This window comes from Aquitalea sp. USM4 (genome assembly GCF_004328945.1).
Lineage (GTDB): Bacteria > Pseudomonadota > Gammaproteobacteria > Burkholderiales > Chromobacteriaceae > Aquitalea > Aquitalea pelogenes.
This window is the reverse complement of record NZ_CP029539.1, coordinates 123,057-145,752: the sequence shown is the minus strand read 5'-3', so window position 1 is coordinate 145,752 and position 22,696 is coordinate 123,057. Positions and strand designations below refer to the sequence as shown.

21 protein-coding genes are annotated in these 22,696 nt (G+C 60.6%); 18 read left to right on the top strand and 3 right to left on the bottom strand.

Annotation, left to right across the window (positions count from 1 at the left end):
- Positions 1 to 25: 25 nt before the first annotated feature.
- The 12 genes from DKK66_RS00670 (at position 26) to fliJ (ending at position 14,572) form a co-directional block, all read left to right on the top strand.
- Positions 26 to 4,204 carry a PAS domain S-box protein gene (locus tag DKK66_RS00670; protein WP_131354573.1) on the top strand — a complete coding sequence of 1,393 codons (4,179 nt, stop codon included), beginning with the start codon at positions 26 to 28 and terminating at the stop codon, positions 4,202 to 4,204.
- A gap of 20 nt (positions 4,205 to 4,224) precedes the next feature.
- Complete coding sequence (locus DKK66_RS00665) at positions 4,225 to 4,986, top strand: ABC transporter substrate-binding protein (protein ID WP_131354570.1); 762 nt, start codon at positions 4,225 to 4,227, stop codon at positions 4,984 to 4,986.
- A 78-nt stretch (positions 4,987 to 5,064) separates the two neighbouring features.
- Positions 5,065 to 6,069, top strand: a complete 1,005-nt coding sequence (gene rlmF / locus DKK66_RS00660; protein WP_131354567.1) for a 23S rRNA (adenine(1618)-N(6))-methyltransferase RlmF — start codon at positions 5,065 to 5,067, stop codon at positions 6,067 to 6,069.
- A gap of 69 nt (positions 6,070 to 6,138) precedes the next feature.
- The gene (locus DKK66_RS00655) at positions 6,139 to 6,636 is read left to right on the top strand and encodes a low molecular weight protein-tyrosine-phosphatase (RefSeq protein ID WP_242673541.1); all 498 of its coding nucleotides are present in this window, start codon (positions 6,139 to 6,141) and stop codon (positions 6,634 to 6,636) included.
- A 116-nt stretch (positions 6,637 to 6,752) separates the two neighbouring features.
- Positions 6,753 to 7,409, top strand: a complete 657-nt coding sequence (locus DKK66_RS00650; protein WP_193394087.1) for a chemotaxis protein CheB — start codon at positions 6,753 to 6,755, stop codon at positions 7,407 to 7,409.
- Between the two features lie 16 nt (positions 7,410 to 7,425).
- Positions 7,426 to 8,802, top strand: a complete 1,377-nt coding sequence (locus DKK66_RS00645) for a sigma-54 dependent transcriptional regulator (RefSeq protein ID WP_131354564.1) — start codon at positions 7,426 to 7,428, stop codon at positions 8,800 to 8,802.
- A gap of 2 nt (positions 8,803 to 8,804) precedes the next feature.
- Entirely contained in the window at positions 8,805 to 9,125 is a 321-nt protein-coding gene (fliE, locus tag DKK66_RS00640; protein WP_131354561.1) for a flagellar hook-basal body complex protein FliE, read from the top strand.
- Positions 9,126 to 9,187: 62 nt separating this feature from the next.
- Positions 9,188 to 10,945, top strand: a complete 1,758-nt coding sequence (gene fliF, locus DKK66_RS00635; RefSeq protein ID WP_062789927.1) for a flagellar basal-body MS-ring/collar protein FliF — start codon at positions 9,188 to 9,190, stop codon at positions 10,943 to 10,945.
- Entirely contained in the window at positions 10,938 to 11,936 is a 999-nt protein-coding gene (gene fliG, locus DKK66_RS00630) for a flagellar motor switch protein FliG (protein ID WP_045848354.1), read from the top strand. Before fliF ends, fliG begins: the two co-directional genes overlap by 8 nt.
- Positions 11,926 to 12,735, top strand: coding sequence for a flagellar assembly protein FliH (locus DKK66_RS00625; protein ID WP_242673540.1), 810 nt, complete (start codon positions 11,926 to 11,928; stop codon positions 12,733 to 12,735). Before fliG ends, DKK66_RS00625 begins: the two co-directional genes overlap by 11 nt.
- On the top strand, positions 12,719 to 14,110 hold the full coding sequence (gene fliI / locus DKK66_RS00620) for a flagellar protein export ATPase FliI (RefSeq protein ID WP_131354555.1): 1,392 nt from the start codon (positions 12,719 to 12,721) through the stop codon (positions 14,108 to 14,110). The genes DKK66_RS00625 and fliI overlap by 17 nt, the downstream gene beginning before the upstream one ends.
- 12 nt (positions 14,111 to 14,122) lie before the next feature.
- On the top strand, positions 14,123 to 14,572 hold the full coding sequence (gene fliJ / locus DKK66_RS00615) for a flagellar export protein FliJ (protein ID WP_045848351.1): 450 nt from the start codon (positions 14,123 to 14,125) through the stop codon (positions 14,570 to 14,572).
- A 24-nt stretch (positions 14,573 to 14,596) separates the two neighbouring features.
- On the opposite strand, the gene DKK66_RS00610 is transcribed toward fliJ, so the two are convergent.
- The 3 genes from DKK66_RS00610 to DKK66_RS00600 are packed head-to-tail and all read right to left on the bottom strand — an operon-like array spanning position 14,597 to position 18,253.
- Positions 14,597 to 15,637, bottom strand: coding sequence for an ABC transporter ATP-binding protein (locus tag DKK66_RS00610; protein ID WP_131354552.1), 1,041 nt, complete (start codon positions 15,635 to 15,637; stop codon positions 14,597 to 14,599).
- Complete coding sequence (locus DKK66_RS00605) at positions 15,634 to 17,238, bottom strand: iron ABC transporter permease (protein WP_131354549.1); 1,605 nt, start codon at positions 17,236 to 17,238, stop codon at positions 15,634 to 15,636. The genes DKK66_RS00610 and DKK66_RS00605 overlap by 4 nt, the downstream gene beginning before the upstream one ends.
- Positions 17,239 to 17,242: 4 nt before the next feature.
- Positions 17,243 to 18,253: an iron ABC transporter substrate-binding protein gene (locus DKK66_RS00600; RefSeq protein WP_045848349.1), complete on the bottom strand. Its 1,011-nt coding sequence runs from the start codon at positions 18,251 to 18,253 to the stop codon at positions 17,243 to 17,245.
- Between the two features lie 199 nt (positions 18,254 to 18,452).
- Between DKK66_RS00600 and DKK66_RS00595 the strand changes: the two genes are divergently transcribed.
- The 6 genes from DKK66_RS00595 to fliP all read left to right on the top strand — a co-directional run bounded on the left by DKK66_RS00595 (position 18,453) and on the right by fliP (position 22,696).
- Positions 18,453 to 19,412, top strand: coding sequence for a flagellar hook-length control protein FliK (locus tag DKK66_RS00595; RefSeq protein WP_082086594.1), 960 nt, complete (start codon positions 18,453 to 18,455; stop codon positions 19,410 to 19,412).
- A 106-nt stretch (positions 19,413 to 19,518) separates the two neighbouring features.
- On the top strand, positions 19,519 to 20,046 hold the full coding sequence (locus DKK66_RS00590; protein ID WP_131354546.1) for a flagellar basal body-associated FliL family protein: 528 nt from the start codon (positions 19,519 to 19,521) through the stop codon (positions 20,044 to 20,046).
- A gap of 4 nt (positions 20,047 to 20,050) precedes the next feature.
- Positions 20,051 to 21,055 (top strand): flagellar motor switch protein FliM, encoded by a 1,005-nt coding sequence (gene fliM / locus DKK66_RS00585; protein WP_045848346.1) that lies wholly within the window; start codon positions 20,051 to 20,053, stop codon positions 21,053 to 21,055.
- Positions 21,052 to 21,495 (top strand): flagellar motor switch protein FliN, encoded by a 444-nt coding sequence (gene fliN, locus DKK66_RS00580; protein ID WP_045848345.1) that lies wholly within the window; start codon positions 21,052 to 21,054, stop codon positions 21,493 to 21,495. The genes fliM and fliN overlap by 4 nt, the downstream gene beginning before the upstream one ends.
- Positions 21,495 to 21,953 carry a flagellar biosynthetic protein FliO gene (fliO, locus tag DKK66_RS00575; protein WP_242673538.1) on the top strand — a complete coding sequence of 153 codons (459 nt, stop codon included), beginning with the start codon at positions 21,495 to 21,497 and terminating at the stop codon, positions 21,951 to 21,953. The genes fliN and fliO overlap by 1 nt, the downstream gene beginning before the upstream one ends.
- Positions 21,953 to 22,696 carry a flagellar type III secretion system pore protein FliP gene (gene fliP / locus DKK66_RS00570; protein WP_045848344.1) on the top strand — a complete coding sequence of 248 codons (744 nt, stop codon included), beginning with the start codon at positions 21,953 to 21,955 and terminating at the stop codon, positions 22,694 to 22,696. The genes fliO and fliP overlap by 1 nt, the downstream gene beginning before the upstream one ends.

The following is a 22,696-nucleotide window of genomic DNA, read 5'->3' as shown; positions in this document are numbered from 1 at the left end:
CAGCATGAATTAGGGTCATCGCAGCATGGTTGCTTCCGCAAGAACCCGTTTCATCCGGCTGGTGGTCTGTGCCTATTGCGTGCTGGCCATGCTGTGGATATTGCTGTCTGACAGCCTGCTTTCCTTGCTGGCTGACCCTGCCACCATGCTGGAACTCTCCACCTGGAAAGGTGCCGTCTTCGTGCTGATGACGGCAGCGCTGCTGTATTTCTCTTTGCGTGCCGTACCACCGGCTGAACACAATGCCGCTGCCGGCCTGCTGGAAAGCTGGTCGGAGCGCATGAGCAAGGAGCGCGTCCCAGCCTGGCTGGGCTATGTGTTTGCCATTGTTGCCGTGCTGGCGGCATTGGGCCTGCGCCAACTGGTGCCCATCAGTATTGATCAACGGCCCATGTTCATCATGCTGATGTTCCCGGTATTGGTGACTGCCATGTTGGGAGGCATGGGGCCGGGCTTGCTGGCTACCTTGCTGGTCATGCTGGGTACAGACCTGATGGCCACGCCACACTTCCACAGCCCGGAAAGTACACCGGTTTATACCTTGCAATGGGGTTTTCTCGGCCTGTGCGGCGTAACGGTCAGCCTGTTCAGCGGCATGCTGCGACGACTGGCACAGCGCAACGAAACCCATCGCAACCTGCTGGATGCCGTGGTCAGCGGCACTTCCGATGCGGTGTTCGTCAAGGACAGGCAGGGCCGTTACCTGCTGGTGAATGAAGCGGCTTGCCGTTTTGTCGGTCACACGGCGGCGGAAATCATCGGGCAGGATGACCGCGCCTTGTTCGATGCCGAATCGGCCGACAGCCTGATGCGCAGTGACAGCGCCATCATGCAGGCAGGCACATTGCATGCGCATGAGGAACATGTGCGGCTGCAAAGTGGTGAGGACATGGTATTCCAGGTCAGCAAAGGGCCGGTGTTCGATCTGGACGGCCAGGTGGTGGGCCTGTTCGGCATTTCGCGTGATATCTCCCGGCACAAGCAGGCCGAGCAGCGCCTGCGCGACAGCGAGGCGGAGCTGCGGGCAGCGCAGCGGCTGGCCGGTATCGGCAACTGGAGCTGGGATGTGCTGCAGGACAAGCACAACTGGTCCAGTGAGATCTACCACATCTATGGCCGCTCGACGGACTTGCCGCCGGCGGTGTATCCGGAAGTGGCCAGCTACTTTACCCCGGAGAGCTGGGTCAGCCTGTCGGCGCTGGTGGAACAGTGCCTGCATGACGGCCATGCCTACCAGTGTGATGCCGAGGTGATTCGCCCGGATGGAGAGCACCGCTGGATCACCGCCCGTGGCGAGGCGGTGTGCGATGAAGATGGCCGCGTGGTGCGCCTACACGGCACAGTGCAGGACATCAGCGAGCGCATGCGCCTGACCATGCAGATCCGCAGCAGCGAACGCCGCCTGCAACAAGTGGTGGAGGCCACCAGCGACGGTTTCTGGGACTGGGACCTGCGCACCGGTTATGTCTATCGTTCGGCCCGCTATTTCTCGCTCACCGGCTATGCGCCGGAAGACGATACCCATGACGTGTCTTTCTTTCGCAAGCTGTTGTTCAGCGATGACCTGGAAGTCTGGCAGCAGGCCCTCAACGCCCACCTGCGCGGCGAAACCAGCCAGATGGAGTTTGACATCCGCCTGATGACCCGCAGCGGCGAGTTGCTCTGGGTACGCGTGCGGGGCAGGGCAGTGGAACGCAGCCCCAGCGGCGAGGTGTGGCGGCTGGTGGGCACGCTGTCCGACATTACCGAACGGCGGCGGCTGGATGAAGACCTGCATCTGGTGCTGAATGAAGCAGGCGATGCCATCTGGATTGCCGATGAAAACGGCCATTACCTGTTTGCCAATCCTTCTGCCTGCCGCATGACCGGCCACAGCCAGTCGCAGATACTGCAAATGCACATTGTCGATTTGCTGGCACCTTCCAGCCAGGCCACGCTGCCCGCACATCTGCTGGCCTTGCAGGACCAGCGCTTCATCCGCTCTGAATGGGAGCTGAACCGTGCCGATGGCGGCGTAGTGGTGACCGAGCTGACCACCGTGCGCATGCAGGATGGCCGTTACATGGCCTTTGGCCGCGACCTGACGGAAAAGAAAGCGGCCGAGCAAAGGCTGTTGTCTCGCGAGCAGCAACTGGCGCGGGTGATTGAAGGCTCCGACCAGGGCTATTGGGACTGGAACGTGCAAACCGACGATTTCCAGGTCAGCCACCGCTGGAAAGCCATGCTGGGCTACACGGCAGACAGCGGCCCGGTCAGCCGGCAGCAGTGGTTGTCCCACATCCACCCGGAGGATTTGCCGCAGGTGGAAAGCAGCATGCAGCGCCATCTGGATGGTCTCAGCCCGACATATGAAATGGAAATGCGCTGTCACAGCCTGAGCGGTGGCTGGCGCTGGGTGCTGTCACGCGGCCGGGTGGTGGAGCGCGATGCCGAAGGCCGGCCATTGATGATGTCCGGCACCCATACCGACATTACCGAACACAAGATTCATGCCCAGGCGCAAAAAGAAGCCGCCGTGGTGTTCGACAGCAGCTACGAAGGCATCATGGTGGTGTCGCCGGCAGGGCGCATCACCAAGGTCAATTCCGCCTTTACCCGCATCACCGGTTATGCCGAACACGAAGCCATCGGCAGCTCACCCGCGCTGTTGTCCTCCGGTCAGCACGGACCGGCCTTCTATCAGGACATGTGGGCCATGGTGCGCCAGCATGATTTCTGGCGCGGCGAAATATGGAACCGGCGCAAGAATGGCGAACTGTATGCCGAGCTGCTGTCCATTTCGGTGGTGCGTGATCAGGCCGGCCAGATTCAGCACTACATCGGCATTTTTTCCGACATCACCCAGCTAAAGGCGCATGAGGCCGAACTGGATCGCATTGCCAACTTCGACCCGCTCACCGGCGTGCCCAACCGTCGGCTGCTGTCAGACCGCATGGAGCAGGCTCTCACCCGCAGCCGTCGCACCGGACAGTGCTGTGCGGTGTGTTTTCTCGATCTGGACGGCTTCAAGACCGTCAACGACCTGCACGGCCACGAAGCGGGCGACCAACTGCTGATTGCCGTGACCGAGCGGCTGAAGTCGGTGCTGCGTGCTGGCGATACCCTGGCCCGGCTGGGTGGCGACGAGTTTGTACTCTTGCTCTGTGACCTGACCGATAACGAGGAATGCATGCCCATTCTGGATCGCATTCTGGCAGCAGTGGCAGAGGACGTAGCGCTGGCCAGCGCCATCATCCGTACCAGTGCCAGCGTGGGTGTATCCCTGTTTCCGCAAGACGATGCCGATGCCGACACCCTGTTGCGACATGCCGATCAGGCCATGTATCAGGCCAAGGAAGCAGGCAAGAACCGCTACCAGCTGTTCGACCCGGAGGGCGACCGCAAGGCACAGCTGCATCGCCGCATGCTGGAGGCCTTGGGGCAGGCTTTGCAGCAACAGCAATTCCTGCTTTACTACCAGCCCAAGGTGGATCTGCAAGATGGTCGGCTGATCGGTCTGGAGGCACTCATCCGCTGGCAGCATCCGGAACGGGGCCTGCTGGCCCCGGCAGACTTCCTGCCGGTGTTGCAGGGCAGTGCGCTGGAAATCACCTTTGGCCGCTGGGTGCTGGAGCAGGGCGCGGCCCAGGCTGCCAGCTGGCAGCAGCAGGGCATGCCGCTGGCGGTCAGCCTGAATGTCAGCGCCAACTATCTGCTGCACCCGGATTTCTGCCCGGACTTGCAGCAGGTATTGCGCAGCCATCCGGCGCTGGATCCGTCCTTGCTGGAACTGGAGGTGCTGGAGTCAGCTGCGCTGGATGACATGGACCAGGCATTGTGGGTCATGCAGCAATGCCGCACTCTGGGTGTGCATTTTGCACTGGACGATTTTGGCACCGGCTATTCCTCGCTGACCTATCTGCGCAAGCTGCCGCTGGATACCCTGAAAATCGACCAGAGCTTTGTCATGGGCATGCTGGATGATGCTGACGACCTGGGCATCGTGGCCGGGGTGATTCAACTGGCTGCCGTGTTCAAGCGCCAGGTGATAGCCGAAGGCGTGGAAACCATGGCGCATGGCATGGCCCTGCGCAAATTGGGCTGCAGCCTGGTGCAGGGTTATGGCATTGCGCGGCCGATGCCGGCACAAGCACTGCCGGACTGGATGCGGCAGTGGCAGCAGCAGGCGGCCTGGCAGCAAATGGATCAGGGTCCGGCTATCTGAAGCATTGAGCAAGGGCAAGAATGATAACAAGACGAAATGCCGTGTTTGGCTTGTGTACATTGTTGTGCAGCGTGTTGCCGCAAGGCGTGAGCGCGGGGAGCGGTCGTGCCGTGGTGTTGCAGATCGGCTTTGGCAGCAACAAGCCTCCCTATGTGTTCGAGGCCGAGCGGCGCGGACTGGAGTTTGACATCGTGGTGGCCGCAGCACGCCGGGCCGGTATGGAAGTACAGCCTTTCTTTGCCCCGATGGAGCGCTTGCAAGGCATGTTGCAGCAAGGGCGTCTGGACGGTATTGCCACCACCAATCCCTACAGCAGGCTCAAGGCTTATTTCTCCCAGCCCTACATGGAATATCACAATGTGGCGGTCGCGCTGGCGCAGCGCAAACTGGTGCTGAACGATATTGCCGACCTGTCACGCTACTCCGTCAGCTCATTCCAGCGCTCCCGCCAGTTGCTGGGGCCGCAATTCGAAGCCATGGCCAATGGCAACCCGCGTTATCGCGAAGAGGGTGACCAGCAAATCCGCAACCTGCTGCTGTACGCTGGCCGGGTGGATGTCATTGTTGGCGATTGGCGCATCATCCAGTATTTCAACCGCCTGTTACCTCCCGATCTGGTGGCCAGACAAGCCCTGACCGTCTATCCACTGTTTCCGGCCACCCCCTACCAGATGGCCTTTCGCTATCAATGGCAGCGTGACAATTTCGACCGGGGCCTGGAAATGCTGCGCAAGTCTGGCGCATACCGCGAGATCGAAGCGCGTTACGACCATGTGCCATAGCGACTGCGCCGGACAGCCGCCCGGAATGCTGGCACAATGCCGCCTTTTCGCCGATCTCCCCGTCGTCAAGGAAGCCGCATGACCGCCAAGCCGCCTGCCCGGCACAAACCCGCCCCTGCCGGGCTGCATCCGCGTAATCGCCATCAGGGACAGTATGATTTTGCGGCGCTGATTGCGGCCTGCCCGGCGCTCAAACCACATGTCAAGGCCAATCCGCACGGCCTGCCCAGCATTGATTTTGCCAACCCGCAGGCGGTGAAGCTGCTCAACCGGGCCTTGCTGGCCCAGCAGTATGGCGTGCAGCAGTGGGATATTCCGTCAGGCTATCTGTGCCCACCCATTCCGGGGCGTGCCGATTACATTCATGCCCTGGCCGACCTGTTGGCCGGGCCGGGTGGTACTGTGCCACGTGGCAGCCAGATCCGCCTGCTGGATATCGGCACCGGTGCCAACCTGGTCTATCCTTTGCTCGCCCATGCCGAATATGGCTGGGATTGCGTGGGTAGCGATATCGACCGCCCGGCGCTGGACAATGCCCAGGCCATCTTGCAGGCCAATCCGTCCTTTGCCGCCCATATTGCCTTGCGCCACCAGACGCGGGACGACGCCATGTTCAGTGGCATCTGGCAAAAGGGCGAGCGCTTTGACCTCACCCTGTGCAACCCACCGTTTCATGCCAGCCGTGCCGCCGCCGCCGCAGGCAGCGAGCGCAAATGGCGCAACCTGGGCAAGGACAAGCAACTGGCCAGTGCGCGTGCACCAGCGCTGAATTTTGGCGGGCGTGACCGTGAGCTGTGCTATCCGGGCGGTGAAGTTGCTTTTGTCAGCAGGATGATCGAGGACAGCCGCCGTTTTGCCCGGCAATGCCTGTGGTTTACCAGCCTGGTTTCCAGTGCCGACAGCCTGCCCGCCTTGCAAGCCGCCTTGCGTCATGCCGGAGTGAAACAAAGCCAGCTTGTTGCCATGGCGCAAGGACAAAAGCGCAGCCGTGTGCTGGTATGGAGCTTTCTGGATCAGGCTGCCCGGCAAGCCTGGGTCGCCGGACGCAATCAGCAAGACAGCCGGGATGTCAGCGCCTGCTGATTGGTTTATGTTGAAACAACAGCGCCTTCTGTTTTTGTGGTGGAGGCCGACAAGCAAGAACGGGAAGTCATGGACAAGCCATACGCGATTCTGATGGTCTGCATGGGCAATATCTGCCGTTCACCGACGGCGGAAGGTGTGTTGCGTGCCAGATTGCAGCAAGCCGGACTGGCCGAGCGGGTGCTGGTGGATTCCGCCGGTACGCATGCCTATCACGTGGGCGAAGCGCCGGATCCGCGCAGCTGTCAGGCCGCCCGTCGGCGCGGTTACGACCTGAGCAGCCAGCGCGCCCGGCAGGTCACCGTAGCCGACTTCAGCCGCTTTGACCTGATTCTGGCCGCCGACCGCCAGAACATGAGCGCACTGCGCGCCATCTGCCCGGCCACGGCACAGGCGAAACTGGATTACATCCTGGCCCCGCTGGGCGGGAAAACCGCACAGGAAGTGCCCGATCCCTACTATGGTGGAGAGCAGGGCTTTGACCGGGTGCTGGACTTGATCGAAGCCGCCAGCGATGGCTGGATCCACCGGCTGCAACAGGACGGAATCCTTCCGCCCGACAGGTGATTGTATTGGCATAATGCCGGGCTGGGCTTAAGCTAGGCTCCCACAGCAAGGCCGACATGGCTGGAATCATTGCAAGGAAATAAATGGGACAGTTTTCTCGGGAACCAATCGCACCAATGGAAGTGGTGCCCAGTCACAGCGCGGACGTCATCCTGCCGCGTCAACCGGGGCGAACCCCGCTGGCGCGCCAGACCGTCATCGTGGTGGGCTCCTCCACCGGGGGCACCGAAGCATTGCGCGTCCTGCTCACGGCTCTGCCGGCCAACATGCCGCCCATTCTCGTCACCCAGCACATGCCGGAGCTGTTCACCAAGTCCTTTGCCGCACGGCTGGACTCGTTGTGCCAGCTGCATGTGAAAGAAGCCGAAGATGGCGAGCGGCTGCAGGCCGGCACGGTATACATTGCCCCCGGCCACTCCCACCTGCTGGTCAAGTCTGCTCCCACCATCGGCTACTCCACCTCGCTGCATCACGGGCCGCCGGTCAACCGGCACCGTCCTTCTGTCGATGTGCTGTTCCGTTCGGCGGCCAATCTGGTGGGCAAGAACTGTATCGGCGTCATCCTCACCGGCATGGGGCGGGATGGCGCGCAAGGCATGCTGGAACTCAAGGAGGCCGGGGCCTATAACATTGCCCAGGACGAAGCCAGCTGCGTGGTGTTCGGCATGCCCAAGGAAGCCATCGCCCTGAAAGGCCAGCACGAAATCCAGCCTCTGACATCGATTGCCAGCCGCCTGGTGGCGCTGGTGGCCCAACGTCAGCCAACTGCATAAGCACATACAAGCAAACATGATGAAGTTGCCCATTCTCGTTGTCGAAGACGACGCCGATCTGCGTGAAGCGATTGTCGATACCCTCAGCCTGGCCGGTTATCCCACGCTGGAAGCCGGTGATGGCAGCACTGCCTTGCAGCAACTGAAAAAAGCACCGGTCGGCCTGATCATTTCCGATGCGCAGATGGCCCCAATGGACGGCTACACGCTGTTTGAAGAAGTAAAAATCCGTTATCCCGGCGTGCCCTTCATCCTGATGACCGCCTACGGCATCATCGAACGCGCCATTGCCTTGTTGCGTGCCGGCGCCACCCACTACCTGCTCAAGCCATTCGAGCCGGCCAGCCTGATTGCCGAAGTGGAAAAGCACATCCTCAAACTGCCGGAGGGCGAGCGCGACGAAGCCGTGGCCGAATCGCCGCAAATGCGCCAGCTGCTGGCACTGGCCAGCCGTGTGGCCGGCAGCGATGCCAGCGTGATGATCACCGGCCCCAGCGGCGCGGGCAAGGAAGTGCTGGCGCGCTACATTCACCGGTATTCCAGGCGCCACGATGGCCCCTTCGTGGCGGTGAACTGTGCCGCCATTCCGGACAATTTGCTGGAATCCACGCTGTTCGGCCACGAAAAAGGCGCATTTACCGGCGCGGCACAAGCCTTGCCGGGCAAGTTCGAACAGGCGCAGGGCGGTACCATCCTGCTGGATGAAGTCACCGAAATGCCCTTGTCGCTGCAAGCCAAACTGCTGCGGGTGCTGCAGGAGCGCGAAGTGGAGCGGGTGGGCAGCACCCGCACCATCAAGCTGGACATCCGCGTGCTGGCTACTTCCAACCGCGATGTTGCCGGTGAGGTGGAGGCCGGTCGTTTCCGCGAAGACCTGTATTTCCGGCTGAATGTTTTCCCGCTGCGCATTCCGGCGCTCGCCGAGCGGCGCGAGGATATCCTGCCGCTGGCACGGCTTGTGCTTAACAAATACGCTGAAGCGGCCGGACGTTCCGGATTAAGCCTCTCCGAAGAGGCGGAACGTCAATTGACGGCCTATAGTTGGGAAGGTAACATCCGCGAATTGGAAAATGTCATGCAGCGGGCGGTGATTCTTGCCGCCGGGCCGGCAATTATTGCCGCCGACCTGTTGCTGGATGATGTTTCCGGTTCGACACCGCTTACCCGGACAGAAACCACAGTCCAGCCTATCGTGACGGCAGAGTCCGACATGAAAACGCTGGAAAAACGTCATATTCTGGATACACTGGCAGCAGTGGGAGGCATCAAGAAGCTCGCTGCTGAAAAACTGGGCATCAGTGAACGCACCTTGCGCTACAAATTGCAGCGCTACCGCGAAGAAGATGGCCAGGATGAGGATCCGGATGACCTGGACGTACGCAGTACGGAGTAGCCATGTCGATCAATAATGTAGACCAGATGTTGAGCGAACTGCGGGCCGCATCGGCCCTGGCCGGTGGTAAGCCGGCCGCGCAGCCGCAGGAAACGTCGCAAGTTGACTTTGCCGATGTTCTCAAATCCACCATTGAGCAGGTGAATTCTGCTCAGCAAACTTCGCAGGAAATGCAGAAGCAGTTCGAGTTGGGAGATGAGGGGGTTAACCTGCAGGACGTGATGGTCTCCTTGCAGAAAGCCAGCCTGTCGTTCCAGACCATGGTCCAGGCGCGCAACAAGCTGGTGTCCGCCTATCAGGAAATCATGAATACCCAGGTATAGCCTGGCCGTCACCCCATGCTGTGGTTGCCGGCAGTGGCTGTGCCTGAAACTAAAACCACTGTATGGCTGATCTGGCAGAACAAAACCCGACTCCTGTTTGGCGAACCCGGCTCAATGAAGCAACCGACCGCTTCAAGTCGCTTCCCAACAATAAAAAGATCCTCTTCCTGGTGGCCCTGGCCGCCATTTTCTCTGTCATTGTCGGTGCAGTTGTCCTGAACCGGCAGCCCAGCTATAAAATCCTGTTTTCCAATATTGCCGACCGCGACGGCGGTCAGGTCACGGCTGCCCTGCAGCAAATGAACATTCCTTATCAGCTGGGCGATGGCGGGACCGTATCCGTACCGGCTGACAAGGTATATGACGCCCGTTTGCGTCTGGCTGCCCAGGGCCTGCCCAAGGCGGGGGGCGTCGGCTTCGAACTGATGGACAACCAGAAGTTCGGCATCAGCCAGTTTGCCGAACAAGTCAATTACCAGCGCGCCATTGAGGGCGAGCTGGCCCGCACCATCGAAGCCATCGGTTCGGTGGAATCTGCCCGCATCCACATTGCCATTCCCAAGCAAAGCGTATTTGTGCGCGACCAGCAGCAGCCAACTGCCTCGGTGATGCTGAACCTGTTCCGCGGCCGCACGCTGGATCAGGGCCAGGTGGCCGGCATCGTGCATCTGGTGTCCAGTGCCGTGCCCAATCTGCCGGTGAAGAATGTCACGGTGGTGGATCAGGACGGCAACATGCTGTCCAAGCTGTCCGACAAGGACACGGCCGGCATGGACCAGACCCAGCTTGGCTATGTGCGCCAGGTGGAAGATGGCTACGTCAAGCGTATCGAAAGCATTCTGGAACCCATTTTCGGCCAGGGAAACATTCATGCCCAGGTAACGGCCAATGTGGATTTCTCCGAAGTGGAGCAGACTTCGGAGAGCTATCGTCCCAACTCGTCACCCAATCCGTCCGCCACCCGCAGCCAGCAAATCGTGGAGCGGCTGGGTAGTGGCGCTGCCAATGCCGGTGGCGTCCCCGGAGCCCTGTCCAATCAGCCTCCATCTGGTGCTTCCGCTCCGATTACCTTGCCGCCGGGTGCTGCGCCTGGTACGGCCACCTTGTCCGGTCAGGCCATGGGCCAGTCCGGTGCGCTGGAGCGCGACATCACCACCAATTACGAGGTGGACAAGACCATTCAGCACACCAAGATGCCGCAAGGCGTGGTGAAGCGTCTGTCTGCAGCCGTGGTGGTGAACTACCGCAAGATGCCGGACAAGAACGGCGAGATGAAACCGACGCCGCTGACCGCCCAGGAAATCCAGCAGATCAACAATCTGGTCAAGGAAACCATGGGCTACAACAGTCAGCGTGGTGACACGCTGAACGTGGTGAATGCCGCCTTTGCCGATGCGGCGGTGCCGGTGACCATGCAGGAGAAAGTCACCGACTACCTCACCAACAATGCCTCCAGCCTGATCAAGTACGCCTTGCTTACCATTGCCGTGCTGTATTTGCTGTTTGGTGTGGTGCGACCTATCGTCAAGGACCTGGTCAAACCGCAGGATGCCGTCAAGAAAGGCCCGGATGGCAAGCCGCTGGCAGATGCCGGTGGGCGCTTGCTGGCTGTTGCCGGTGACGATGAGGGTGGTGCCGAGGGTGCGGCTGCCGGCGGCAAGGGTGCCGTGGCGACCAACCCGGATGGCACGCCGGAAAATCCGAAGGATGCCCAGATGCGTCAGTACAACCAGAATCTGGAAGCCGCTCGTGAGCTGGTGAAATCTGACCCGCGCATGGCAGCCCAGATCATCAAGGAATGGATAAGCTCCGATGAGTGATAACGGTGTGCACCGCAGTGCGGTTCTGCTGTTCAGCCTGGGGCAGGCCGAAGCGGTTGAAGTGTTCAAGTATCTGGGCCCCAAGGAAGTGCAGAAGATTTCGCTGGCCATGGCGGCCATCAATAATCTGAGCTACGACCAGATCGATGACATTGTCGGCAAGTTCCGCGAAGAGTGTGCGGCACGGGCCAGCATCGGTGCTTCGGACGAATACCTGCGCAATGTGCTGATCGAAGCCCTTGGCCCGGACAAGGCGGCCAACCTGCTGGACAAGATCATGCAGGGCAACGATCACAGCGGTATCGAAAGCCTGAAGTGGATGGACCCGTCCTCGGCGGCCGATCTGATCCGCCACGAGCACCCGCAGATCATTGCCACCATCCTGGTGCATCTGGAGCCGGACCTGTCCAGCTCCATCCTGTCCTTCTTCCCGGAGCGACTGCGCAACGAGGTGCTGATCCGTACCGCCACGCTGGAAGGCGTGCAGCCGCAGGCGTTGCGCGAACTGAACGACGTGCTGACCCAGCTGTTGTCCGGCTCGGACCGCATCAAGAAGAGCGCCTCCGGCGGCATCAGCCTCACGGCGGAAATCCTCAACTTCATGGGTTCCAATGTGGAAGGTTCGGCGCTCAACTACATCCGCGAGTACGACCCGGAACTGGCGCAGCGCATCCAGGACAAGATGTTCGTGTTCGAGAACATTCTCGACATCGACGACCGCTCCATCCAGACCATTCTGCGCGAAGTGCAGTCCGATTCGCTGGTGGTGGCGCTCAAGGGCACCAGTGCCGAACTCAAGGACAAGATCTTCCGCAATATGTCGCAGCGTGCGGCCGAAATGCTGCGTGACGATCTGGAATCCAAGGGACCGGTCAAATTGTCCGAGGTGGAAGCCGAACAGAAGGAAATCCTCAAGGTTGTCCGCAAGCTGGCCGACGATGGCCAGATCGTGCTAGGCAGCAAGGGTGGTGACGAAGGCCTTGTCGAATAATCCCATCATTCCGGGTGAGCAACTGCAAGGCTGGCAAAGCTGGACGCCAACCGAGCTGACCCAGGGCGACGACGGTTTCAGCCCGACCCAGCTGGCCGGGCTGGAAGCCTTGCGCCGCCATCTGGAGCAGGCACCCACGGTAGCCGATGCCCAGCGGGCAGAAGGGGAGGAGGAGCCATCTTCCCCGGGCGAAAATGCCACCGAAGCCGAAGAGCCGGCTGCTTCCGGCTATCCCACGGCCTCCGAGCTGGAAGCCATTCACCAGGAAGCGTGGCAGACCGGTTACGACGAAGGGGCGCAAGCGGGCCATGCCGAAGGTTTGTCCATGGGCTTGCAGCAGGGGCATGATCAGGCTGCAGCGCAATTTGCCCAGCTGTGGACGCCGATGCAGGATCTGGCCGCCAGTTTTGCCCGTGAAATCAGCCGGGTGGAAGAGGAGCTGTCCGGCACCTTGCTGTCACTGGCCATGCAACTGGCCGAGCGCCTTGCCGGTGAGCATCTGGCACAAAGCGATACTGCGATCATCGCCCAGCTGCGTCAGGTACTGGGCGAGCTGCCTGCCACCATGAGCCAGGCCCGGCTACGGGTGAACCCGGCCGATCTGGAAGCCGTGCGGCAGTTCCTGCAACAGGAAACCCCGGAAACCCAGTGGCAGTGGATTGAAGACCCGCATATCCAGCGCGGCGGCTGCATCATCGATACCGCGGCCTTGCAGCTGGACCTGCGTCTGGCTTCGCGTCTGGCTGCACTGCGCAGCGCCATGGGTCTGGATGCCGAACACAATGACTACCCTGATTGACCGCCAGCGTTCCTTTCTGAATGACTGCATGCAGGCTGCACAAGAAGCACCGCTATGGCAGCCGTGCGGGCGTTTGCTGCGTGTCACCGGCATGGTGATGGAAGCCACCGGCATCAAGCTGCCGGTTGGTAGCGCCTGCCAGGTTGAACTGGCGGACAACCATGTGGTGGAAGCCGAAGTAGTGGGTTTTTCCGGTGACCGGGTATTCCTGATGCCGCTGGCCAATGTGCACGGTTTGCTGCCCGGTACGCCGGTGCGGCCGATGACGCCCTGTCATCCGCCCAGCTACGGGCAAAGAGTGGTTTCCGCCCGGGTCAATGGTCCGGCCGGGCGTCAGGTGCCGGTCGGTGAAAGCCTGCTGGGCCGCATTCTCGATTCACTGGGCCGTCCGCTGGATGGCAAGGGCCCCATTCATCCCGAAGCCTATTTCCCGCTGCACAGCCAGCCAATGAACCCGCTGGACCGCTCGCCGGTAAAGCAGGTGCTGGATGTGGGCGTGCGTGCCATCAACGGCCTCTTGACGGTAGGGCGCGGCCAGCGTCTCGGCCTGTTTGCCGGCTCCGGTGTCGGCAAGTCGGTACTGCTGGGCATGATGGCCCGCTTCACCCGCGCCGATGTGGTGGTGGTGGGGCTGATTGGCGAGCGGGGTCGCGAGGTCAAGGACTTCATCGAGAACATTCTGGGCGAGGAGGGCATCGCCCGCGCCGTGGTGGTGGCGGCTCCTGCCGACATGCCGCCGCTGATGCGCCTGCACGGCGCAGCTTATGCCACGGCCTTGGCCGAGTATTTCCGCGCCCAGGGCAAGGACGTGCTGTTGCTGATGGATTCGGTCACCCGTTACGCCATGGCGCAGCGTGAAATCGCACTGGCCATTGGTGAGCCGCCGGTGACCAAGGGCTATCCACCCTCGGTGTTTGCCCGTCTGCCACAGTTGATTGAACGGGCCGGTAATGCGGCAAATGGTGGCGGTTCGATTACCGGCTTTTATACCGTGCTGTCCGAAGGCGATGACCAGCAAGACCCGATTGCCGACTCGGCACGGGCCATTCTGGATGGTCACTTCGTGCTGTCGCGTGAGCTGGCCGAAGCAGGTCACTATCCGGCCATCGACATCGAACAGTCCATCAGCCGGGTGATGGTGGATGTGGTGCCGCCCAAGCAGATGGATCAGGCGCGCTACTTCAAACAGCTGTACTCACGCTACCAGCGCAATCGCGACCTGATCAGCGTGGGGGCTTATGTGCCGGGCTCTGATCCGGTACTGGACGAGGCCATGCGTCGCCAGTTGCAGATGACCAGCTTCCTCACCCAGCCCATGCACGAATCCCAGGACTACACCACCAGCCAGTTGCAACTGGAAAGCGTGCTGGCGTAAGGCGCTTAGGCCATGGCACAGAGCAAATACACCTTCCTGATCAAGCTGGCCGAGGACAAGCAGGCTGCGGCAGCCGAGCGCATGCGCCAGGCGCAGGCCAAGGTGCTGGACGCGATGAACCGGCAGGAACAGCTGGAAAATTTCCGCAATGAATACCGCGAGCGGCTGACCACTGGCGGCATGAAGGGCATGAGTATTGCCCAGTGGCAGGACTTTCAGAAATTCCTGGGCCGGCTGGACGAAGCCGTGCGTATCCAGCAGGGCGATACCGAATTTGCCAAGCAGCGTTTCATCATGGAGCGACAGGCCTGGCGCAACGAGCACAAAAAGCTCAAGGCCTATGAAAAACTGCTGGAACGGGAACTGGAGCGCGAGCAGCTGGTACAGGCCCGCCGCGAACAAAAAACGACGGATGAATTTGCCACCCGTCGTTTCTGGGACCAGACCCACGGCGACGATTGAGTCGTACCTTCAGGGTCTTTGCACTCAGGCCGGCAGCAAATGCGCCCGGCCCTGCACGGCAATCCCCACCATGCTGCCCGGAGAGGGCAGATTCCAGCTGCTGGTGCGCAATTGCAGCACGGTATTGTCGTGCGGTAATTGCAGGTCGATCAGGCTGTCATGGCCACCGAAATCACACTCCAGCACGCGTGCCTGTGCCTGGGATTGCTGACTGCCTGCCAGTTGCAGTTCCAGCTGTTCCGGCCGCAGCATGATGCGCCCCTGGCCGCTGAACTGGCTGTCATTCACTGCAATTGCGCCGAGCCCACACTCGGCCTTGCCTTGATGAATATGCGCCGGCAGGATGACCGCCTCGCCCAGAAACAGCGCCGTGGCTTCATCGGCAGGCTGGCTGTACAGCTGTTGCGGGCTACCGGACTGAATCAGCCTTCCCTGACGCATTACCGCCAGCTGGTCGGCAAAGGACAATGCCTCGGCCTGATCGTGAGTGACCAGAATGGCGGTGATGCCCGCATCACCCAGCAGTTGCGCCACCATTTTGCGCATGGCGGCACGCAAGCCGGTGTCCAGCGCCGAGAACGGTTCGTCCAGCAGCATCAGCCGTGGTTGCTGGGCCAGTGCCCGCGCCAGCGCAATACGCTGCTGCTGGCCACCGGATAACTGATGCGGCCAGCGTTGCAGCATGGCCTGGTCCAGCGCCACCATGTCCAGCAGCTCGGCAATGCGCCGATTGCGTGCTTCGCCTTTGAGTGTCAGGCCGAAACCGATATTGTCCGCCACCGTCAGGTGGGGAAACAGCGCGCCATCCTGGGCGACATAACCGATGCCGCGCAAATGGGCGGGCAGGGCCCGGCCATCGGCAGCCAGTGTTTGCCCGTCCAGGGTGATGCTGCCTTGGTCCGGGTGTTCGAAACCGGCAATCATGCGCAGCAAGGTGGTCTTGCCCGAGCCGGACGGGCCGACAATGGCGACGCGACTGGCTGCCGTGCAGCTCAGGGATACATCCTGTACCGCCTGGGTGGCGCCGTAGTGTTTGCTCAGGTGTTGCAGGTGCAGGGAAGTCATCGTCCGGCACTCCGTTTGGAATGGTCATGCAAAAGCCAGGTGAGTGGCAGTGATAGCAGCACCATCAGCAAGGCATAAGGTGCGGCCATGATGTAGTCGATTTCACTGGTCATCGCCCAGAAACCCGTGGCCAGCGTGCGCGTGCCATTGGGTGCCAGCAGCAAGGTGGCTGTCAGCTCGTTGCTGATGGCGAGGAACACCATGGCAAGGCCTGCCGCCGCGCCCGGCGCAGCCAGACGCAAGGTGACCCGGCGCAAGGCCTGTCCCGGGGTGCTGCCCAGACTGCCCGCTGCCTGTTCCAGCTCGGCCGGTGCCTGGGCAATGCCGGCCCGCAGGCTGACCAGCGCGCGGGGCAGGAACATCAGCAGATAAGCCAGCAGGATGGTGAAGATGGTCTGGTAGAGCGGCCGGGCGTAATGGATGGTGATGGTGACCAGAGCCAGCGCGGTGACTATGCCGGGCAGGGCGCTGGTGATGTAGTTGCAGCTTTCTTGCAGCCTTTGCAAGCGACTGACAGCGCGCACCGACAGCCAGGCCAGCGGCACGGCGGCCACCACGGTCAGTACGGCACCAAGCGCACCCAGCAGCACCGTCTGTTGCAGTGCAGGCCACAGGCTGTCGTTTTGCCAGGCTTCAATGCCACCCTTCCACAGCCAGTGACCCAGGGTGATCAGCGGCACTCCCAGGCTCAGTGCGGCGGATAGCAGGCACAGCAGCAAGGCCGGCAGTGTCCATGCACCCAGACGAACCGGGGTGATCTGTCGCGCCGAGCCCGAACCCAGCCGGGCGTAGCGTGCATTGCCGCGTGTTCCCGCCTCCAGCCACAGCAGGCCCAGACAGCACAGTGCCAGTACACCGGCCAGCATATTGGCTGCCGGGCCGTTAAAGCTGGACTGGAACTGATCGAAGATGGCGGTGGTGAAGGTGTCAAAGCGCAACATGGCGTACAGGCCGTATTCGGCCAGCAGGTGCAGGCTGATCAGCAGACCGCCGCCCCATATGGCCAGCTTGAGTTGCGGCAGGGTGACGCGCCGGAACACCGCCAGCGGAGTCAGGCCCAGCGAGGCTGCGCTGTCTTCCAGTGCCGGGTCCATGCGGCGCAAGGCGGCGGTAACCGGCAGGTAAATGAATGGCGTATAGGCAATCACCGACAGCAGCACAGCCGCGCTGACGCCATTGAAAGCAGGCAGCAGGCTGATCCAGGCATAGCTGTGCACAAACGCGGGCACGGCCAGCGGGGCCACTGCCAGTGCGCGCCAGCAGCCACGTGCCGGCAGGGTGCTGCGCTCGGTCAGCCAGGCCAGGCTGACGCCCAGCAGCGTGCACAGCGGCACGGTCAGTACTACCAGCAAACTGGTATTGAACAGCAGTTCGGCCACCCGTGGCCGGAACACCAGTTGTACGACGGTGCTCCAGCCGGTCTGGATGGAAATGGCCACAATGAACACCACCGGCAACAAGGCCAGCAGTGAAACCAGCAAGGAGCTGCCTTGCAGCCAGAGCGGCACTTGCCGCCCCGGCCGACGCAGTCCTGCCGTGCTGGTCGGGCTGTCATGGGCGGCCAATCCGCCCTGTGCAGTACGGGAAGACGATGTCGTCATGTGTTTACAGCAAACCTGCCTGTGTCATCAGTTCTACCGTCTTGCGGCTGTTCAGGCGGGAAGCGTCGATCCTGGGTGCGTCCAGATCCTTCAGCGGAACCAGCTTGGGATTGGACTGCGCGCCCTGGCCGACTGCATATTCAAACGAATTTTCGGTGCGCAGGATGTTCTGGCCACCCTTGCCGGTCACCCACTTCAGGAAGGCCTGGGCCTCTTCCTTGTGCTTGCTGGAAGCCAGCACCGCACCGCCGGAGATGCTGACAAACGCACCCGGGTCTTGCTGCTTGAAGTAGTGCAGGGCGGTGTTCTTGCTGTTTTCGCCGGTCTTGTTCTGATCGCCGAAGTAGTAATAGTGATAAATCACCCCGCCGTCGATCTGGCTGGCATTCACCGCTTTCATCACCACGCTGTTGCCCTTGTAGGGTTGGGCGTTGGTCTTCATGGCTTTCAGCCAGGCCAGCGTGGCGGCTTCACCCTTTTGTTCCAGCAAGGCACTCACAATCGCCTGGAAGTCGGCACCGGCCGGTGCTGCGCCCCAGCGGCCTTTCCATTCCGGTTTGGCCAGGTCCAGCATGGACTTGGGCAGCTCTTTCGGAGTCAGGCGGTTCTTGTTGTAGACAAAAACGGTGGAGCGGGCGGCAATGCCTACCCAGCGGCCATGAGCGGGACGGAAGGCCGGGTCTACCTGAGCGGTGGTGGCCGGGGACAGCGGGGCCAGCAGCTTGGCATTATCCACCAGCACCATGGCCGGGGAGTTTTCGGTCAGGAATACATCCGCCGGCGAGGCTGCGCCTTCCTGCACGATCTGGTTGCCCATTTCGCTGTCACTACCATTGCGCACGGTAACCTTGATGCCGGTTTCCTTGGTAAAGCCTTCCACCCAGGATTTGGTCAGGCTCTCATGCTGGGCGTTGTACACCACGATACCTTCGGCACTGGGGGCGGCATGTGCGGTGGCGGCAAACAGACTGGACAGCAGCAGGGCGGTGGTGATGCGGGCAAATGGACGGGACATCGGGCTGATACTCCTTGCATTGTTCAACAGGCAAAGCAGTGCGGTAAGGGTGGACCGCGACTGGATGAAGACCGGATTGTAATGCAAAGGATAATGATTCGCATTAATTATGTGAGTCGATGTCTGCCTTACTGGCAGGGTGAATTTCCCTGGCATGTAAATTGCTGCTTAGCCTCCATCTCTTCAGGGGGTTTAGGCCATGACAATTACTGTAGTTCCGGCGAGCAATGCCAAGGCAATCATGCCCAGCAGCAATGCCGACACCGCCACGCAAGATGCAGGCGGCCTGTTTGCCAGCTTGCTCGGCGCGCAATTGGTCAGTCTTAATCCTGTACTTCCAGGCCAGGGAGATGGTAGTGGCGGCAACGGGAAATCCAGTCAGGACAAGGATTCCACCGCCAAGGACGACACGGCTGCCACCGATAATTCCGCCAATATGCTGCTGGCAGCCATGCCCATGTTGCAGGCCGGCTTGCCCACCACGCCAGTGCAAGACAAGCCGCAGGTCAGCACCACGGCCACCGACATCAGCAACAGCATGGTGAAGGACATCGCACTGGAGGCGGCCCTGCCAACAGCGGCGGCAAGCAAGCACGCCAATGGCCTGCAAGCGCAAGAATTGCCGGGCAAGGATGCCGCAGCACTGCAATTCTTGCCGCCGTCTGCCGATCAGCTGGCCGCCAGTCAGGCCGCCAATCAGAATAATCAGCAGGTGCAGCAAGTCAGCCAGACCAAGACTCTGACCATTTCCCAGCCGATGACCGATCCGAACTGGTCCAAGGCGCTGGGCGATCAGGTAATGTCCATGGTCAGCATGAAAATGGACAAGGCCACCATCCAGGTCAATCCGCCGCAACTGGGGCCGGTGGAAGTGACGCTCAAGATGAATGGCAACGACCAGGCGCAGGTACTGTTCACCTCGGCAGTGCCGGCAACGCGTGAAATTCTGGAAAACAACATGCCTAAACTGGTTTCCATGATGGCTTCCAGTGGTATAGCTCTTGCCGATGCACAGGTTTCCAGCGGACAATCCGGGAATCGGCAACAGCAATTCAATCAAAACCAGAATGGCCGCCGCCAGAATGCCGCTGGCAACGATGAGGACGATACTCTGGCTGCCATCACGTCCGCACGCGGGATACTCAGTATCTTTGCTTGATATGGCTCACAAGGGGGCTCTGTTCAGTTCGTGCGGAAATCTGGAAAATAAAATAAGGAAATGGCTTAAGCTTTCCTTATAAACCTAACCGACGGACTGAATACCCATGGCAGAAGACAAAAAAGCGGACAAGGCGGACAAGGGCGAGAAAAAAGCAGGGGGTGGCAACAAGCTGATGCTTGTGGTGGTCATCCTGCTGGTATTGGTTCTCGCTGGCATGGGTGGTCTTGCCTATGTGATGTTCACCAACATGAACAAGCCGCATGACGCTGCCCAGACCGAGCAGACCAAGGAAAAACCGAAGAAAAAACATGAAGGCCCGCCGATCTTTGAAAAAATCGATACCTTCGTGGTGAACCTGTCCGGTGGTGACGGCAGCCTGCTGCAAGTGGACATGCAGGCTGAACTGGGCGATGAAGAAGCCAAGAAGAAGTTTACCGATTACATGCCGAAGATCCGCAGTGCGCTGATCCTGTTGCTGTCTTCCAAGACCGCAGCCGAATTGTCCAGCCCGGACGGCAAGGTCAAGCTGAAGGCCCAGGTCAAGCAGATCATCAACGAATCGATGGATTCCGGCGAAGAAGAGCTGGTGCAGAGCGTACTGTTCACTTCCTTCATCATTCAGAAGCAGTAAAGCGATGGGCGACGATATCCTGTCCCAGGAAGAGGTGGATGCCCTGCTCAGGGGCGTCACCGGCGAGGACGAAGATGATGATGGCGCGCAGGACTCACAGGGAGTCCGCGGCTATGATATTGGCCGGCAGGAGCGCATTGTGCGCGGCCGTATGCCAACGCTGGAAATCATCAATGAACGTTTCGCCCGTAACCTGCGTATAGGCTTGTTCAACTTTATCCGGCGCAATGCGGAAATATCCGTCGGGCCGGTGCGCGTACAGAAATACAGCGAATTCATTCGCAACCTGGTGGTGCCCACCAACCTGAACCTGGTACATGTCAAACCGCTGCGTGGTACCGGCCTGCTGATCTTCGATCCGGATCTGGTATTCCTGATCGTGGATAACCTGTTCGGTAGCGATGGCCGTTACCACGTACGGGTGGAAGGCCGGGACTTTACCCCTACCGAGCAGCGCATCATCCGTCGCTTGCTGGAAGTGGTGTTTACCGAATGCCAGAAAGCCTGGGAACCGGTGCACCCCATCGAGTTCGTCTACCTGCGTTCGGAAATGAATACCCAGTTTGCCAACATCGCCACGCCAACCGAAGTGGTGGTGGCCATGACCTTCCATATCGAACTGGGTGCCGGTGGCGGTGACTTCCACATCTGTCTGCCTTATTCCATGGTGGAACCCATTCGCGATGTGCTGTCCAGCACCATGCAGGCAGACCGGACGGAAGTGGACAATCGCTGGGTCAGCCTGATGACCCATCAGGTACAGGCGGCCGAGGTGGAACTGGTAGCCACCCTGGCGGAAACCAAGGTCACGCTGGGGCAGATTCTCAATTTGAAAAACGGTGATGTAGTGATGCTGGAAGTGCCGGAGGCCGTGGTGGTGGATGTGTCCGGCATACCGGTTCTGGAGTGTCATTATGGTACCGTGCAGGGCCGTTACGCCCTGAAGGTAGACAAGGTATTGGCCGGGGCTGGCGAGTTCGCCGAGCCCGCAGGAGAAAGCAAGCAATGACTGAGCAGCTAGAAGAAGGTCAGAACCCGGGGGCGGGTGAGGAAGAGGTATCAATGGATGACTGGGCTGCCGCCATGGCAGAACAGGAAACCACCGATGCCGCGCAGGCCGACAATGTGCAGCCGGCTACCAACCTGTTTCAGGAGCTGGGCAGTAGTGAAGCCGCGCTGAATGTCCCCAGCAACCTGGACATGATTCTGGATATTCCGGTCCAGCTGACGGTGGAGCTGGGCCGGACCAAAATTGCCATCCGCAACCTGCTGCAACTGGCGCAGGGTTCGGTGGTGGAACTGGACGGGCTGGCAGGCGAGCCGATGGACGTGCTGGTCAATGGCTGCCTGATCGCCCAAGGCGAAGTGGTGGTGGTGAACGACAAGTTCGGTATCCGCCTGACCGACATCATTACCCCGGCGGAACGCATCCGTCGCCTGCAAAAATAATGCGTACAACCATCAGACCTGCTGCGGTGATGCTGGCCGCCTGCTCGACCATCGCCCAGGCCGGGACGCTTGCTTCCCAACCACTGGTCGCTGCCAGCAGTCCCACGCCGGTCAGCAGCCTGTTGCAGGTCATTCTTGGTCTGGCTGTGGTGCTGGCTGCCATTGTCGGCCTCGCTTGGCTGTTCCGCCGCATGTCCGGTGGCATGCTGGGTGGCAGCAACCGCTTGCGCGTGGTCAGCGGCGTGCTGGTGGGGCAGCGTGAAAAGGTGGTGATTGTCGAGCTGGAAGGCGAATGGCTGGTATTGGGTGTCACCAGTCATAGTGTCAACCTGCTGACCAAGATGGACCGCCCGCCCGATGCCGGGACTGATGTCGTGCAGCCTGGCGAACCCTTCGCCCGCTGGCTGAAGGCGGCCATGGAAAAGGGCCGTCAGAAATCCGAAGCCGTAAACAGATAATGAAATTCACATCTCGCGTGTTGCCCTGGCTGCTGCTGGGGCTGCCCATGCTGGCACAGGCTGCCGGCCTGCCCTTGATGACCAGTACCCCGGGGGCCGGTGGCGGTCAGAATTATTCCCTGTCCTTGCAAATGCTGTTGTTCATGACAGCGCTGGGTTTCATCCCGGCCATGCTGTTGATGACCACCGCATTCACCCGCATCGTCATTGTGCTGTCCCTGCTGCGCCAGGCCATGGGTGTGACCCAGTCGCCACCCAATCAGGTGATTCTGGGCTTGTCGCTGTTCCTCACCCTGTTTGTGATGGGGCCAACGTTTGATCAGGTGTACAACAAGGCCTGGGCACCGTTCTCGGACGACAAGATCAGCTTCAACCAGGCGGTAGAAGAGGCCAGCAAGCCGATGAAGGCTTTCATGCTCAGCCAGACCCGCGAGAAGGATCTGGCCTTTTTCATCGAGATTTCCCGCTCGGAAAAACCAGCCACCAAGGCTGATGTTTCCATGAAAACGCTGATTCCGGCCTATGTCATCAGCGAACTGAAAACCGCGTTCCAGATCGGCTTCATGGTGTTCATCCCCTTCATGATCATCGACCTGGTGGTGGCCAGCATCCTGATGGCCATGGGGATGATGATGGTGTCACCGGTCACCATATCCTTGCCCTTCAAGCTGATGCTGTTTGTGCTGGTGGACGGCTGGACTCTGCTGATGGGTTCGCTGGTGCAAAGCTTTTATACGGGCTAG

Bases quoted from the DNA above. Each gene is read 5' to 3' on its own strand.
- DKK66_RS00670 (WP_131354573.1), top strand. From the start codon at position 26: ATGGTTGCTTCCGCAAGAACCCGTTTCATCCGGCTGGTGGTCTGTGCC.
- DKK66_RS00665 (WP_131354570.1), top strand. From the start codon at position 4,225: ATGATAACAAGACGAAATGCCGTGTTTGGCTTGTGTACATTGTTGTGC.
- rlmF (WP_131354567.1), top strand. From the start codon at position 5,065: ATGACCGCCAAGCCGCCTGCCCGGCACAAACCCGCCCCTGCCGGGCTG.
- DKK66_RS00655 (WP_242673541.1), top strand. From the start codon at position 6,139: ATGGACAAGCCATACGCGATTCTGATGGTCTGCATGGGCAATATCTGC.
- DKK66_RS00650 (WP_193394087.1), top strand. From the start codon at position 6,753: ATGGAAGTGGTGCCCAGTCACAGCGCGGACGTCATCCTGCCGCGTCAA.
- DKK66_RS00645 (WP_131354564.1), top strand. From the start codon at position 7,426: ATGATGAAGTTGCCCATTCTCGTTGTCGAAGACGACGCCGATCTGCGT.
- fliE (WP_131354561.1), top strand. From the start codon at position 8,805: ATGTCGATCAATAATGTAGACCAGATGTTGAGCGAACTGCGGGCCGCA.
- fliF (WP_062789927.1), top strand. From the start codon at position 9,188: ATGGCTGATCTGGCAGAACAAAACCCGACTCCTGTTTGGCGAACCCGG.
- fliG (WP_045848354.1), top strand. From the start codon at position 10,938: ATGAGTGATAACGGTGTGCACCGCAGTGCGGTTCTGCTGTTCAGCCTG.
- fliI (WP_131354555.1), top strand. From the start codon at position 12,719: ATGACTACCCTGATTGACCGCCAGCGTTCCTTTCTGAATGACTGCATG.
- fliJ (WP_045848351.1), top strand. From the start codon at position 14,123: ATGGCACAGAGCAAATACACCTTCCTGATCAAGCTGGCCGAGGACAAG.
- DKK66_RS00610 (WP_131354552.1), bottom strand. From the start codon at position 15,637: ATGACTTCCCTGCACCTGCAACACCTGAGCAAACACTACGGCGCCACC.
- DKK66_RS00605 (WP_131354549.1), bottom strand. From the start codon at position 17,238: ATGACGACATCGTCTTCCCGTACTGCACAGGGCGGATTGGCCGCCCAT.
- DKK66_RS00600 (WP_045848349.1), bottom strand. From the start codon at position 18,253: ATGTCCCGTCCATTTGCCCGCATCACCACCGCCCTGCTGCTGTCCAGT.
- DKK66_RS00595 (WP_082086594.1), top strand. From the start codon at position 18,453: ATGACAATTACTGTAGTTCCGGCGAGCAATGCCAAGGCAATCATGCCC.
- DKK66_RS00590 (WP_131354546.1), top strand. From the start codon at position 19,519: ATGGCAGAAGACAAAAAAGCGGACAAGGCGGACAAGGGCGAGAAAAAA.
- fliM (WP_045848346.1), top strand. From the start codon at position 20,051: ATGGGCGACGATATCCTGTCCCAGGAAGAGGTGGATGCCCTGCTCAGG.
- fliN (WP_045848345.1), top strand. From the start codon at position 21,052: ATGACTGAGCAGCTAGAAGAAGGTCAGAACCCGGGGGCGGGTGAGGAA.
- fliO (WP_242673538.1), top strand. From the start codon at position 21,495: ATGCGTACAACCATCAGACCTGCTGCGGTGATGCTGGCCGCCTGCTCG.
- fliP (WP_045848344.1), top strand. From the start codon at position 21,953: ATGAAATTCACATCTCGCGTGTTGCCCTGGCTGCTGCTGGGGCTGCCC.